The sequence below is a fragment of the Pantoea sp. R13S299 genome (assembly GCF_048515925.1).
Classification (GTDB): Bacteria; Pseudomonadota; Gammaproteobacteria; order Enterobacterales; family Enterobacteriaceae; genus Pantoea.
Genome location: NZ_JBLYEF010000002.1, coordinates 501,489 through 514,733, shown reverse-complemented (window position 1 = coordinate 514,733; position 13,245 = coordinate 501,489). Strand labels below are relative to the sequence as shown.

At 56.7% G+C, this 13,245-nt stretch carries 13 protein-coding genes; 6 read left to right on the top strand and 7 right to left on the bottom strand.

Annotation, left to right across the window (positions count from 1 at the left end; translation table 11 throughout):
- Positions 1–109: 109 nt before the first annotated feature.
- Together ACN1CO_RS13280 and ACN1CO_RS13275 are read right to left on the bottom strand one after the other, a co-directional pair.
- Entirely contained in the window at positions 110–880 is a 771-nt protein-coding gene (locus ACN1CO_RS13280; protein ID WP_419139322.1) for an ABC transporter permease, read from the bottom strand.
- Positions 877–1,806: an ABC transporter ATP-binding protein gene (locus ACN1CO_RS13275; RefSeq protein WP_419139321.1), complete on the bottom strand. Its 930-nt coding sequence runs from the start codon at positions 1,804–1,806 to the stop codon at positions 877–879. The genes ACN1CO_RS13280 and ACN1CO_RS13275 overlap by 4 nt, the downstream gene beginning before the upstream one ends.
- 108 nt (positions 1,807–1,914) lie before the next feature.
- Here ACN1CO_RS13275 and can point away from each other — a divergent pair, with 108 nt between their 5' ends.
- Positions 1,915–2,571, top strand: coding sequence for a carbonate dehydratase (gene can / locus ACN1CO_RS13270; RefSeq protein ID WP_090964346.1), 657 nt, complete (start codon positions 1,915–1,917; stop codon positions 2,569–2,571).
- Between the two features lie 81 nt (positions 2,572–2,652).
- Here can and hpt read toward each other — a convergent pair whose 3' ends face one another.
- On the bottom strand, positions 2,653–3,189 hold the full coding sequence (gene hpt / locus ACN1CO_RS13265; RefSeq protein ID WP_105099563.1) for a hypoxanthine phosphoribosyltransferase: 537 nt from the start codon (positions 3,187–3,189) through the stop codon (positions 2,653–2,655).
- Positions 3,190–3,424: 235 nt separating this feature from the next.
- On the opposite strand from hpt, the gene ACN1CO_RS13260 reads away from it, so the two are divergent.
- Entirely contained in the window at positions 3,425–4,708 is a 1,284-nt protein-coding gene (locus ACN1CO_RS13260; protein WP_283546227.1) for a cystathionine gamma-synthase family protein, read from the top strand.
- On the opposite strand, the gene cueO is transcribed toward ACN1CO_RS13260, so the two are convergent.
- Positions 4,709–6,304 carry a multicopper oxidase CueO gene (gene cueO / locus ACN1CO_RS13255; protein WP_419139320.1) on the bottom strand — a complete coding sequence of 532 codons (1,596 nt, stop codon included), beginning with the start codon at positions 6,302–6,304 and terminating at the stop codon, positions 4,709–4,711. It lies immediately after the preceding gene.
- 181 nt (positions 6,305–6,485) lie between these two features.
- Here cueO and ACN1CO_RS13250 point away from each other — a divergent pair, with 181 nt between their 5' ends.
- The 4 genes from ACN1CO_RS13250 to ACN1CO_RS13235 all read left to right on the top strand — a co-directional run bounded on the left by ACN1CO_RS13250 (position 6,486) and on the right by ACN1CO_RS13235 (position 10,104).
- On the top strand, positions 6,486–6,833 hold the full coding sequence (locus ACN1CO_RS13250) for a YacC family pilotin-like protein (protein ID WP_003854673.1): 348 nt from the start codon (positions 6,486–6,488) through the stop codon (positions 6,831–6,833).
- A 102-nt stretch (positions 6,834–6,935) separates the two neighbouring features.
- Positions 6,936–7,799: a polyamine aminopropyltransferase gene (gene speE, locus ACN1CO_RS13245; protein ID WP_419139319.1), complete on the top strand. Its 864-nt coding sequence runs from the start codon at positions 6,936–6,938 to the stop codon at positions 7,797–7,799.
- A 28-nt stretch (positions 7,800–7,827) separates the two neighbouring features.
- Positions 7,828–8,637, top strand: coding sequence for an adenosylmethionine decarboxylase (gene speD / locus ACN1CO_RS13240; RefSeq protein ID WP_003854677.1), 810 nt, complete (start codon positions 7,828–7,830; stop codon positions 8,635–8,637).
- Between the two features lie 174 nt (positions 8,638–8,811).
- The gene (locus ACN1CO_RS13235) at positions 8,812–10,104 is read left to right on the top strand and encodes a glycoside hydrolase family 28 protein (protein ID WP_419139318.1); all 1,293 of its coding nucleotides are present in this window, start codon (positions 8,812–8,814) and stop codon (positions 10,102–10,104) included.
- Positions 10,105–10,180: 76 nt separating this feature from the next.
- Here the strand turns inward: ACN1CO_RS13235 and ACN1CO_RS13230 are convergent, their stop codons facing one another.
- From ACN1CO_RS13230 to dtnK, 3 genes are read right to left on the bottom strand one after another with little or no spacing between them, the layout of a single operon-like run.
- Positions 10,181–10,945 carry a DeoR/GlpR family DNA-binding transcription regulator gene (locus tag ACN1CO_RS13230; protein WP_419139317.1) on the bottom strand — a complete coding sequence of 255 codons (765 nt, stop codon included), beginning with the start codon at positions 10,943–10,945 and terminating at the stop codon, positions 10,181–10,183.
- A 6-nt stretch (positions 10,946–10,951) separates the two neighbouring features.
- The gene (locus ACN1CO_RS13225; RefSeq protein WP_419139316.1) at positions 10,952–11,932 is read right to left on the bottom strand and encodes a D-threonate 4-phosphate dehydrogenase; all 981 of its coding nucleotides are present in this window, start codon (positions 11,930–11,932) and stop codon (positions 10,952–10,954) included.
- Positions 11,925–13,184 carry a D-threonate kinase gene (dtnK, locus tag ACN1CO_RS13220; RefSeq protein WP_419139315.1) on the bottom strand — a complete coding sequence of 420 codons (1,260 nt, stop codon included), beginning with the start codon at positions 13,182–13,184 and terminating at the stop codon, positions 11,925–11,927. The genes ACN1CO_RS13225 and dtnK overlap by 8 nt, the downstream gene beginning before the upstream one ends.
- Positions 13,185–13,245: the final 61 nt, after the last annotated feature.

The following is a 13,245-nucleotide window of genomic DNA, read 5'->3' as shown; positions in this document are numbered from 1 at the left end:
TTCAGGATGATTTTTAAGACCAGGCAGAACCGTAGTGATGGAGAGTTTTCACTCAGCAAAAAAAAAGCCACGCCCTTATCGCAGCGTGGCCCTTACCATTCAGGTAACGTCAGGTGCGTAATCCGCGCCCGCGCTGTATCAGCGCATAGACCAGCCAGTAGAACACCAGAATAAAGGCCACCAGTACCGAGAGCGTAAACACCAGCGGCACATCGTTAATACCCAGGAAGCCATAACGGAATCCGCTAATCATATAAACGATTGGATTGAGTTTAGAGACAGCCTGCCAGATCGGCGGCAGCAGACTCAGCGAATAGAACACGCCGCCCAGATAGGTCAGTGGCGTCAGCACAAAGGTCGGGATCAGGCTGATATCGTCAAAGGTGCGCGCAAACACGGCGTTCAGCAGACCGGCCAGTGAGAACAGGATCGCGGTCAGCAGCAGCGTGATCGCCACCATCGTCCAGGAGTGCACCTGGAACGGCACAAAGAACAGCGAGATAGCCGTCACCAGGATGCCGACGCAGACACCACGCGCCACGCCACCGCCCACATAACCGGCAATGATAATGTGGGTCGGCACCGGCGCAACCAGCAGCTCTTCAATGTTGCGCTGGAACTTGGCGCTGAAGAACGACGACGCCACGTTGGCATAGGCGTTGGTGATCACTGCCATCATGATCAATCCCGGCACGATGAACTGCATATAGCTGAAGCCGTGCATCTCACCAATACGCGACCCGATCAGGTTGCCAAAGATGATGAAATAGAGCGTCATGGTGATCACCGGCGGCACCAGCGTCTGGATCCAGATGCGGGCGAAACGGTTAACCTCTTTGGCCCAGATGCTCTTCAGCGCCACCCAGTACAAATGTGTCATGCTTTTGCTCCTGTTTTTCCCTGCGTCGTCAGGCCAACGAACAGCTCCTCCAGACGGTTGGCTTTATTACGCATACTCAGCACATGCACACCCTGCGCACTCAGCTGGCTGAAGACGCTGTTGAGGCCCTGCTCACGCAGCACTTCCACTTCCAGCGTGGAGGTATCGGTCAGGCGGTACTGGAACCCTTCCAGCGTAGGCAGCGGACTGCGCGGTGCCAGATCCAGGATAAAGGTTTCGGATTTGAGCTTGGACAGCAGCTCTTTCATCGAGGTGTTCTCCACCAGCTCACCGCTCTGGATAATGCCGATGTTGCGGCACAGCATCTCGGCTTCTTCCAGGTAGTGGGTGGTGAGAATAATGGTGGTGCCTTTGGCATTAAGATCTTTCAGGAACACCCACATTGAGCGGCGCAGCTCGATATCCACGCCAGCCGTCGGCTCATCCAGAATCAGCAGCTTAGGCTCATGCATCAGCGCTCGGGCGATCATCAGACGACGCTTCATGCCACCGGAGAGCATGCGCGCACGTTCGGTGCGTTTGCCCCACAGATCGAGCTGCTTCAGATATTTCTCCGCCCGCTCATTAGCTTCACGACGCTCAACGCCGTAATAACCTGCCTGGTTGACGACGATCTGCATCACCGTCTCGAACGGGTTGAAGTTAAATTCCTGCGGCACCAGGCCGAGCTGGCGCTTGGCATTCACCACATCTTTTTCCAGATCGTAGCCAAATACCCGCACGCTGCCCTCGGATTTATTAACCAGCGAACTGATAATCCCGATGGTGGTAGATTTACCGGCACCGTTTGGCCCCAGCAGCGCATAAAAGTCACCCGCTTCAACGTTAAGATCGATGCCCTTCAGCGCCTGCACGCCGCCGGGATAGGTCTTGGTCAGCCGGGAAAGTTCCAGTGCATATGTCATTCTGCATCCATACCCTGTTTTGGTGGCATTGCAATGCCGTTTAAATTTATCAGGCCCTGGCATATAGTACGCGCGCGCACTTTGCGCAGTAACCGGTCGCTCAACGCCATGACAGACATCAATACCCTGATCAGAAACAACCGCGAATGGTCAAAATTACTGGTTGAAGAAGATCCCAGCTTTTTTGAGCGGCTCGCCCAGGCACAAAAACCGCGCTTCCTGTGGATTGGCTGCTCTGACAGCCGTGTCCCTGCCGAACGTCTGACCGGACTGGAACCGGGCGAACTCTTTGTTCACCGCAACGTCGCCAATCTGGTCATCCACACCGATCTGAACTGTCTGTCCGTGGTGCAGTACGCTATCGAAGTGCTGGAAGTGGAACACGTTATCGTGTGCGGCCACTACGGCTGCGGCGGCGTGCAGGCGGCGATGGATAACCCGGAGCTGGGATTAATCGACAACTGGCTGCTGCACATCCGCGACCTCTGGTACAAGCATAGCGTGTTGCTGGGGGAACTCCCGCCGGATAAGCGTCTGGACAAACTGTGCGAAATCAACGTTATTGAACAGGTCTATAACCTGGGTCATTCGACCGTGCTGCAATCAGCCTGGAAGCGCGGCAAGGATGTCTCCCTGCACGGCTGGGTATACGGTATTCAGGACGGCTGTCTGCGTAACCTTGATGTCACGGCAAACAGCCGGGAGATCCTCGAACAGCGCTACCGTCATGGCATTGCTAATCTGCGGATGAACGGCGAGTCCTGAGCCGATCACGGCGTAAAGCGCGACATAGCCTACACCAGGCAACCGGTGCAGGCCTTGGAAGAATGTGCTGTCAGAGCGGGATCAGGATTCCAGCGGCACCACTTTGCCGATATAAGGCAGATGGCGATAGTGCTGAGCGTAGTCGATACCAAAGCCGACCACGAATTCATCCGGGATCGCAAAGCCGACATACTCGACGTTCACTTCAACTTCACGGCGCTCTGGCTTATCCAGCAGGGTACAGATCGCCAGTGATTTTGGCTGACGCAGTTGCAGAATCTCACGCACTTTGCTCAGGGTGTTACCGGAGTCGATGATATCTTCGACGATCAGCACATCTTTGCCACGAATGTCTTCATCCAGATCTTTCAGGATTTTCACATCACGCGTACTGGACATGCCGCTGCCGTAACTGGAAGCCGTCATAAAGTCGACTTCATGCGGCACATCAATGGCGCGACAGAGATCAGCCATGAACATGAATGAGCCGCGCAGCAGCCCCACCAGCACCATATCGCTGCCGCTGTCACGGTAGTGCTCGTTAATCTCTTTGCCCAGTTCAGCGATGCGCGTGGCGATTGCCTGTTCAGGGATCATCACTTCAACAGTGTGTTTCATTGCGTTCAGCCCGGTTACGTCAGAAAAGCCCCGAAGTCTATCACAGACGCAGCAGCGACGGCTGTGCGACCCTGTATGCAAACGATTACGTCGCGAAAATTATTACCGGCGGCCTGCGGGTCTCTGAAATGCGCATTACCTTAGAACATTCTGGCATTTACCAGCATGATTCGCTGCGTGGTAGCCTTTATCCAACAGATCGTTACCCTACTCGCGCCGCTGGCCGGAGATCACAATGACTTCATCTTCAAGCAAAAAAACGCATATCGGCGACAGGCCGCTGCACCCTGAAACCCAGATGCTGAATTATGGCTACGATCCCCGCCTCTCTGAAGGCGCGGTGAAGCCACCGGTGTTTCTGACCTCGACCTTTGTCTTTGACAGTGCCGAAGAGGGTCGGGATTTCTTTGATTATGTCTCTGGTCGTCGTGAGCCGCCGGAAGGCAAATCGGGCGGACTGGTCTATTCGCGCTTTAACCATCCGAACAGCGAAATCGTTGAAGATCGGCTGGCGGTCTATGAGCAGGCAGAAAGCTGTTCGCTCTTCTCTTCCGGGATGGCCGCCATCTCCACGGCCCTGCTGACGTTTGCCCGTCCGGGTGAGGTGATCCTGCACTCCCAGCCGCTCTATGGCGGCACCGAAACCCTGCTCAGCAAGACACTGCACAATCTGGATATCAAAGCCGTGGGTTTCAGCGACGGCAATGATGAGGATAAAGTACGTGAGGCCGCTCAGCAGGCAATGGCGCAGGGCCGCGTGGCGGTGATTCTGATTGAAACACCGGCGAATCCGACTAACAGCCTGGTCAATATCCGTCTGATGGCGCGCATCGCCGATGAGATCGACCAGCAGCAGGGTTCACGCCCGATTATCGCCTGTGATAATACGCTGCTCGGCCCGCTGTTCCAGCAGCCGCTGACGCTGGGCGCGGATCTGTCGCTCTACTCGCTGACTAAGTATGTGGGCGGTCACTCTGACCTGATTGCAGGTGCGGCGATGGGCAGTAAAGCGCTGATGGCGAAAGTGCGCGCCTTGCGTAGCGCCATCGGCACGCAGCTGGATCCGCACTCAAGCTGGATGCTCAGCCGCTCGCTGGAGACGCTGTCGCTGCGGATGGAGAAAGCTTTTCACAATGCGGAAGCGGTCGCGGCGTTTCTGCGCGATCATCCGAAAGTGGCGAAGCTGCACTGGCTGCCCTATCTGGATGCGGAGAGCGCCGAAGGGAAAACGTATCGTGAGCAGTGCAGCGGTGCGGGTTCGACCTTCTCATTTGATATCACCGGCGGCCAGCCCGCTGCGTTCCGTTTTCTCAACGCGCTGTCGCTGTTTAAGCAGGCGGTGAGCCTGGGCGGTACCGAGTCTCTGGCGAGCCATCCTGGCAGCACCACCCACTCCGGCGTGCCGCAGGCGGTGCGTCAGCGGATTGGTATCACTGACGCCACGGTGCGGCTGTCGATTGGCATCGAGAATGCCGGTGACCTGATTGAAGATATCAGACTGGCGCTGGATCAGGCGTAATCAGCTCACGGTAAAGCCCAGCATCATGCCGGTATCTTCATGCTCCAGCAGATGGCAGTGGGCCATGTAAGCGTGTTCGGCGGCGGCGACATAGTTGAAACGCACCAGTACTTCACTGCGCCAGCCGTCGACATTCACCATATCTTTCCAGCCCTGCCGATGCGGGGCGGGCGGTTTGCCGTTCTCGGAGAGAATACGGAACTGGGTGCCGTGAATGTGGAACGGATGCAGCATGGCGTCGCCTTCACCTGAAATCGTCCACTTCTCATAATCACCCAGCTTCACCGCAAACGACGGCTTGGTCATATCAAAGGCCTGGCCGTTAATCTTATTGCCATTGCGGAAATCGTAACCGGCGGGCTTCGCCATGCCGTGCATGCTGTGATCCATCCCTTCCATGTTTTCCATCGGCGGCATCGGCTCGGCAGCTGTTTTCTCCGGCATCGAATGATGACCGCCCTTGCCCATCGCTTTCTCGCCGTAGCGCTGCATTAATGCCTGCATCCCCTGCTGGTCCAGCTGCGGATCCATCATCAGTTGCAGCCAGCGTGTCGTCAGTCCGTCGGTAGAGGGCAGCGCGGGCAGCGTCGCCAGCTGATCCGGCAGCGTGGCGCTGGCCATCACCCTCAGCGGCAGGATCTGCACCAGTGGCAGCGGCTGGTCAAACGGCGGCAGCGTCATGCCCATCTGCTCCGTCGGCAGCGTCACCAGATCAAAGGCTTTACCGTCAGAGGTATCGATCATCACCTCGAAACGCTCACCCGGCAGGATCGGCAGCGCGTCGAGCTTCACCGGCTCAGCCAGCAGGCCACCATCGCTGGCGATGACATAGAGAGGACGTTTATCACTGGCGGCAACATGCAGCGAACGGGCATTACAGCCATTCAACAGACGTAGACGCAGCCAGCCGCGTGGCACCGCATGCTGCGGATACTGCACGCCGTTGGTCAGCATCATGTCGCCAAACCAGCCCACGGCCGCGCGCATTACGTCGAGCTGATAATCGATACGGCTGCCATCTTTGGTCAGCTGCTTATCCTGGAAAATCAGCGGCACATCATCCACGCCCCACTGCACAGGCAGTCGCAGCGTTCCGCTCGCTTTATCTTCCAGCAGGATCAATCCTGCCAGCCCCTGCGCCACCTGGTGCCCGGTTTTACCGTGTAGATGCGGGTGATACCAGCAGGTCGCCGCAGGTTGATCCGGCGTGAAAGAGACCTGACGTGAACCGCCTGCCGCAATCACCGCCTGCGGGCCGCCATCTACGGCGCCAGGGATTTCCAGCCCATGCCAGTGCAGTGTGGTCGCTTCGCTGAGCCGGTTATGGATGTTCACCGTCACCGGTTTGCCACTCTGCATCTTCAGCACCGGCCCCAGCAGGCTGCCGTTATAGCCCCAGGTCGGCACCGCTTTGCCATTCCACTGCGTGGTGCCCTGCATCGCGGTAAGGCTGTAACTGCCCGTGGCATCGGGTTCCAGCAGTGACGGAATCGGCAACAGCGGACGGGTAGCCGCCATCAGCGAGCGGCTCCAGAGCGGCAAGGCTCCGGCTGCACTCAGTGCGGCGGTGAGTTTCAGGAAATGGCGACGTTGCATGGTGATCATCCTTGTGGCATCGGAGCGCACAGCCTAAACCCTGACCTTATGGGAAGGTCAAGCCTTACCCGTGAGAATCTGACGAAAAAAGGCGGTACAGCGGCTCTCAGCGCCAAATTAATCGAAAACCTGAGAGTAACTGTGCTAACGTCATGAGCAATATCCATTGAAGAGAACGACTATGAAGCAAAGCATCAGAATCCTGCTGTTAACGGGACTCCTTGGCTTCTCCTCCACCAGTTTTGCCCTGAGCGAATCCGAAGCGGAAGACCTGGCTGATCTTACGGCGGTTTTCGTTTATCTGAAAAATGATTGTGGCTATCAGGATTTACCGGACGCGCAGATTCGCAAAGCGCTGGTCTTTTTTGCTCAGCAGAACCGCTGGGATTTAAGCAACTACAGCAACTACAACATGAAGGCGCTGGGTGAAGACAGCTATCGCGATCTCAGCGGCATCGCCATCACCAACGACAAAAAATGTAAGTCACTGGCCCGCGATTCGCTGAGCCTGCTGGCCTACGTCAGGTAAACGCTCTGCCCTCTGCAGCCGGACATTGACCGTGCAACGACGGTCAGTGTTAGCTATCATGTGCCGCCCATCTTCATGGCGATGTCATCAGAGGAGAGCATCATGGCCCAAAATGAAACGTGGTATGAAACCCTTCATGCCGGTTTTGGCCAGTATTTCACGGTCGATAAAGAGCTGTACCGTGAGAAGACTGCGCATCAGGATTTAATCATTTTCGAAAATGCCGCGATGGGCCGCGTGATGGCGCTGGACGGCGTCGTGCAGACCACCGAACGCGACGAATTTATCTATCATGAAATGATGACCCACGTTCCGCTGCTGGCGCACGGCGCGGCGAAGAGCGTCCTGATCATCGGCGGCGGTGACGGTGCCATGCTGCGTGAAGTGTCACGTCATCCGGAAATCGAAAAGATTACCATGGTAGAAATCGATGCAGGCGTGGTGACTTTTTGTCGCCAGTATCTGCCGAACCACAGCGCAGGCGCCTATGACGATCCGCGCTTTACACTGGTGATTGATGACGGAGTTAACTTCGTTAATCAGACGCAGGATAAATTCGATGTCATCATCTCTGACTGCACCGATCCGATCGGTCCGGGCGAGAGTCTGTTTACCTCCGAATTTTATGCCGGTTGCAAAGCGGCCCTTAATGAAAATGGCATCTTCGTCGCGCAGAATGGCGTCTGTTTCCTGCAGCAGGATGAGGCCGTCAACAGCCATCGCAAGCTGGGCCACTACTTCGGCGATGTCAGTTTCTATCAGGCAGCGATTCCGACCTACTACGGCGGCATTATGACCTTTGCCTGGGCGAGTGATAATCCGGCGCTGCGCCAGCTTGATACCGCCACGCTGCAGGCACGTTTCGAGGCCGCTGGCCTGACCTGCCGTTACTACACACCAGCGATCCATACCGGCAGCTTTGCCCTGCCACAATATCTGTTAAATGCGTTATCGGCCGCGTGCTGATAAGGCATTTTTAAGGGGGTGAACAAAATTGCAAAAGCTAAAACTACATGGCTTCAATAACCTGACGAAAAGCCTGAGTTTTTGTATTTACGATATCTGTTATGCGAATACTGAAGCTGAACGCGATGGTTACATCGCCTACATCGATGAACAATATAATGCTAACCGTCTGACGGAAATCCTGACTGAGACCTGCTCAATCATCGGCGCTAACGTGCTCAATATTGCGCGCCAGGATTATGAACCGCAGGGAGCCAGCGTCACGATTCTGGTCAGCGAAGAGCCGATCGATCCCAAAGATATCGATAACTCCGAGCATCCAGGCCCGCTGCCTAATTCAGTGGTGGCGCATCTCGATAAAAGCCATATCTGCGTGCATACCTATCCGGAGAGTCACCCGGAAGGCGGGCTTTGCACCTTCCGTGCCGACATCGAAGTCTCAACCTGTGGCGTGATCTCACCGCTTAAAGCGCTGAACTACCTGATCCACCAGCTGGAGTCAGACATTGTCACCGTCGATTACCGGGTGCGCGGTTTTACCCGTGACGTGAAAGGGATGAAGCATTTTATCGATCACGAGATCAATTCGATTCAGAACTTTATGTCTGACGATATGAAAGCGATGTATGACATGGTGGATGTGAATGTCTATCAGGAGAACATCTTCCATACCAAGATGTTGCTGAAAGAGTTCGACCTTAAGCATTACCTGTTTAATACCCGTCCGGAAGATCTCAGCCCGCAGGAGCACAAGCGCATTACTGACCTGCTGTGGAAAGAGATGCGTGAGATCTACTACGGCAGAAATATCCCCTCAGTGGGCCTGAAGACCCTCTGATTATCAGGCGCGCAGCGTTATTGCCAATAAGCTGCGCGTCTCTTCCCCCTGATCCCCCCGACTTTTCATCACGGCAACCGCCGGAATTCCCTGATCGCCAGCAATAATTTGCCTGTGAGAGCGTGCTACTTTCAGCGCTGAACGCTTATTTCTCAACCACTACAGGCAAAAAAAATGGTAAGAATTAACATCATTGATTTCGATGCCGTCCCGGACGCCACCTCCCTTTGCACTCAGGCGATACAGCGCGCGATCGACAGCGCCGCAGAAGGCGACACGGTGCTGATCCCGGCAGGCCGCTTTCTGACGGGCGCGCTGTTTTTGAAAAGTGAGATGACACTGGAGCTGGCAAAAGATGCCGTGCTGCTCGGCAGCGAGCGGCTGGAGGATTATCCGGACATCGCTACCCGCGTGGCGGGCATTGATATGGTCTGGCCCGCGGCGATGCTTAACATCAATCGGTGCCGCAATGTCACCGTGTGCGGCAGCGGCACTCTCGACGGACAGGGTGCGGTCTGGTGGCATACGTTCTGGGGCGACGATGAAAACAGCGGAATGCTGGCGGACTATACCCGGCGCGGCCTGCGCTGGGTGGTGGATTATGACTGCAAACGCCCGCGCAATGTGGTGATTTACCAGAGCGAATGCGTGACGCTGGAGGACTTTACCTCACAGGATTCCGGCTTCTGGAACCTGCACGTCTGCTATTCGAAACAGGTGAATCTGCAGCGGCTACGTGTGATGAACGCCACCGGCCCCAGTACCGACGGCATTGATATTGATTCCAGCCAGCTCGTTCGTGTGGAAGGCTGTACGGTCTCCTGCAATGACGACAATATCTGCGTGAAATCGGGTCGCGGCGCGGAAGCGCAACAGCTGGGCAGAACCGCACGCGATATTATCATTCGCGACTGCACCCTGCTGAAAGGCTCGGGCATCACGCTGGGCAGCGAAACCTCTGGCGGTATTGAAAACGTCATCATCGAACATAACCGCTTCTCTGGAACCGGCGTCGGCTTTCGCATCAAGTCCGCCCGCAATCGCGGCGGCTGGATCAAAAACATCGTGGTTCGCCATCTTAAAATGGAGGATGTCAGCTATCCGTTTATGCTGCAGCTGAACTGGTTCCCGCAATACAGCTACAGCGAACAGCCTGCCGATACCGAACAGCCGCCGCACTGGCGTAAGCTGGCGTCAGGCGTCACGGGTGATGCCGGTCTGACGCGGGTAGAGAACATCAGCATCAGCCATGTCAGCAGCAGCCTGACTCAGCCCGCGACATTTTCCCGCGCCTTTTTTATTGAAGGCACGCCGGAAAATCCGATTGAACGGCTGAGTTTCAGCGACATCACGCTGCAGGCGCAGGAGTTTGGCAAAATAGCGGGCGTAACGAATTTGAGTTTTGAACGGGTTACGGTAGACGCGCCTGCGATAACGCGCGAAGAGCATGATACCTACGCGCGTTAACGGCGATATCTGAACGTAAACGCGCCGTGCTGCCCTCGCCCTGCTTACCGGGTCAGGGCAAAACTGCGCGTTCTGTTCAGACGGAAGTCAGCGTAAGTGTAATACCGCGCTCGCGCAGCGTGCGACAGACCTCATCATCTAAGCGGCTGTCGGTGACCACATCGGTCAGATCATCCACCGGTGAGGCGCAGAACAGCGACCAGGAGCCATATTTACTGCTGTCCGCCAGCAGGACACGACGCGCCGCATTGGCCAGCAGATCGTGTTTCAGCCCGGCTTTCTCCTCGGTCGGCGTGGTAATGCCGCGCTCAAGGCTCCAGGAGTTACAGCTGACAAAGGCGATATCGGGATTGATGCTGCGCAGCAACCGGCGTCCATGCTCGCCCACACAGGACTGACTGGAGTCGTCGATCCGACCGCCAATAATCGTCACTTCAATCTGCTTAAATTCTGACAGAAACAGCGCAATGTGCAGGTCGGCCGTAATGACCCGCAGCGGCAGATGCGTGAGCTGTCGTGCCAGCTCCAGCATGGTAGTGCCGGCATCCAGCACCACCGCATCACCTGCACGGACAAAGCTGGCGGCGCATTCCGCGATCGCCTGCTTCTCGGCCAGGTTTCGCTGCATCTTCTCCAGCGTGGTTGGCTGGGCGGGAATAAAACGATTCAGGGTGACGCCGCCATGACTGCGGCTGATCACACCCTCTTTATCCAGCTTAATTAAATCACGTCGAATCGTAGCGGGTGAGGCGGAAATCGCACTGACCAGTTGCTCAACAGTCACCAGATTATGGCTTTTCAGGTAATCCATAATCTGGTCAAGACGGCTCTGTCCCTTCATATTTCCCTATGCGAGCTGCATCGCGAGTTTAATAGAGATCGCCATGCTGTCAGACTTCGCTTTACCTGTCCAGGCGATATCAAATGCCGTGCCATGGTCAGCTGAGGTGCGGATAAACGGCAGGCCTGCGGTGATGTTCACCCCATCATAGAAGCCCAGCAGTTTAAGCGGGATGTGCCCCTGATCGTGGTACATCGCCACCACCATGTCATAGCGTCCATCCTGGCACTGCAGGAACACGGTGTCCGGCGGACAAGGCCCGGAGACATCAATCCCCTGCGCTTTCATCGCCTCAATTGCCGGGGCGACGGTAGTGATCTCCTCATCGCCAAACAGCCCGTTCTCACCGGCGTGCGGATTGACGCCCGCCACGGCGATACGCGGGGCGCTGTAACCGACACGACGCAGGAAGGTATCCGCCATGCCAATCACGGTTTTGATACGCGTCTGGTTCAGCGTGTCGAGGAACTTACGCAGCGCAATATGCGTCGTGACATGAATCACTTTGAGTTTATCGGTGTAGAGCACCATGGCGTAATCTTTGGTGTTGGTCAGGTGCGCCAGCAGTTCAGTGTGGCCCGGATAGAGATGGCCCGCCGCATGCATCGCCTCTTTATTCAGCGGCGCGGTGGCAATGGCATGCACGTCTCCCGCCAGTGCCAGTTCGGTGGCACGCTTCACACAGCGCCACGCCAGATCCCCCGCCTCTTTCTGCACCACGCCAGGCTTCAGCGCATCGGGATCGGCCAGCGGCTCATCAATCACGTTGATGATGCCAGGCGCAAACCGCGCATCCTGCACCCGGTCCAGCACCCGCAACTCGGCCTGTGGCGTAATGTTCATCGCCATAATGCGGCGCAGCGTACTGGCACAGCCAATCACCACGGCAGGAATGCCATTCAGCTCACCTTCAGTGAGTGATTTGATAATGATTTCCGGGCTGATGCCCGCCGGATCGCCCATGGTGATCGCAATAATTTTACTCACTCGACTTCTCCTCAATAAAACCAATGGCTGCTACCAGGGTATTTTCATCACCAAAGCCACCCGCTTTGGTCATCACCGGCAGAGTAAATTCACTGTTAAGCAGAACCCCGTGCGGTACACAGCCCGCCACCAGACCCTGAATTTTAAAGCCGCTGGCGCCGAGTGCCTGGGCGACGGCAATCGCCACGTCGCCTCCCGACAAATAGAGCGCGTGCGGCAGCTGCGCCCGGCACAGGCTAAAGGTCATTTCGCCCAGCAACGCGCAGATCGCCTCACCCAGTTGCTGGCGCGTCACGCGGTGCTGCTGGCAGAGATGCTCGATTGCGTGTCGCTGGGATGCATGCTGACAGGTGCGGATCAGCGTATGACGACCGGCACGCAGTGCGGTGGCCGCCTGTTCGACCCAGCGATCCCGCTCAGGCCAGGCGGGCTGCTGAAACAACTGACGGATATCGACATCGACTAGCTCAACGGCGTGCTGATGACGCAAAGCGGCAATCTGCTGCTCTGCCTGACGGCTCATCGATCCCACCACCGCCAGCACGGGCCGCGAAGGACGAACAGAGAGCGCAGCGCCCAGCGCATCGCTTAATCCGGCAGCGCCCACCAGCAGAGGCGTCTCGCTCAGCCGCGACGCAGCGGATATCAGCCGCGCCAGGTCAGCCTGTGTTTCAGCATCTACCACCACGACGCCCTGCGCCGTCGCTAATACCGCATCAAGGCGATCGCTGCGCAGCGTCGCGAGATCGATCTCCGTGCCGTCGATCTGCATCTGATCGAGAATGCGGGCACAGAGGATCGGGGTTTTAGGATCGCTGACAAATTCGGTGTCGGTCAGTAAACGCTGATTGACCCACACATTACCGTCGCGTGTGGTGCGGCCCAGTCGTGGTACGGCCGGAGCCACCAGTGCCATTTTTTTGCCGCTGGCGCGCAGCGCAGCCACCGTTTCAGCGCCGACGTTACCACGCAGCGTGGAGTCGATTTTTTTTAACAACCAGCCCTGCTGAAGCTGTTTCGCGTAATGCTGTACCACCTGAGTGACGCGCTCTGCCGCCTGACTGGCGCTGACGGCACGGCTGTCGGTGCTGATCACCAGCACATCCGCCGCCTCGTCTGGCAGCGATGTCGCGGTGCCGAACAGCACATGCACGCGGGCTCCGGCCTGAGCCAGTCCGCTTCCTGCATCGTTGGCACCGGTGAAGTCATCGGCGATGACCAGCACCGGGGTTTTCCATATTGATGAGCCCATCCTCACTCCTGTCAGGCTATTGCTGCTGCACTTGATTATATTCAATCATGATTGATTATAT

Bases quoted from the DNA above. Each gene is read 5' to 3' on its own strand.
- ACN1CO_RS13280 (WP_419139322.1), bottom strand. From the start codon at position 880: ATGACACATTTGTACTGGGTGGCGCTGAAGAGCATCTGGGCCAAAGAG.
- ACN1CO_RS13275 (WP_419139321.1), bottom strand. From the start codon at position 1,806: ATGACATATGCACTGGAACTTTCCCGGCTGACCAAGACCTATCCCGGC.
- can (WP_090964346.1), top strand. From the start codon at position 1,915: ATGACAGACATCAATACCCTGATCAGAAACAACCGCGAATGGTCAAAA.
- hpt (WP_105099563.1), bottom strand. From the start codon at position 3,189: ATGAAACACACTGTTGAAGTGATGATCCCTGAACAGGCAATCGCCACG.
- ACN1CO_RS13260 (WP_283546227.1), top strand. From the start codon at position 3,425: ATGACTTCATCTTCAAGCAAAAAAACGCATATCGGCGACAGGCCGCTG.
- cueO (WP_419139320.1), bottom strand. From the start codon at position 6,304: ATGCAACGTCGCCATTTCCTGAAACTCACCGCCGCACTGAGTGCAGCC.
- ACN1CO_RS13250 (WP_003854673.1), top strand. From the start codon at position 6,486: ATGAAGCAAAGCATCAGAATCCTGCTGTTAACGGGACTCCTTGGCTTC.
- speE (WP_419139319.1), top strand. From the start codon at position 6,936: ATGGCCCAAAATGAAACGTGGTATGAAACCCTTCATGCCGGTTTTGGC.
- ACN1CO_RS13235 (WP_419139318.1), top strand. From the start codon at position 8,812: ATGGTAAGAATTAACATCATTGATTTCGATGCCGTCCCGGACGCCACC.
- ACN1CO_RS13230 (WP_419139317.1), bottom strand. From the start codon at position 10,945: ATGAAGGGACAGAGCCGTCTTGACCAGATTATGGATTACCTGAAAAGC.
- dtnK (WP_419139315.1), bottom strand. From the start codon at position 13,184: ATGGGCTCATCAATATGGAAAACCCCGGTGCTGGTCATCGCCGATGAC.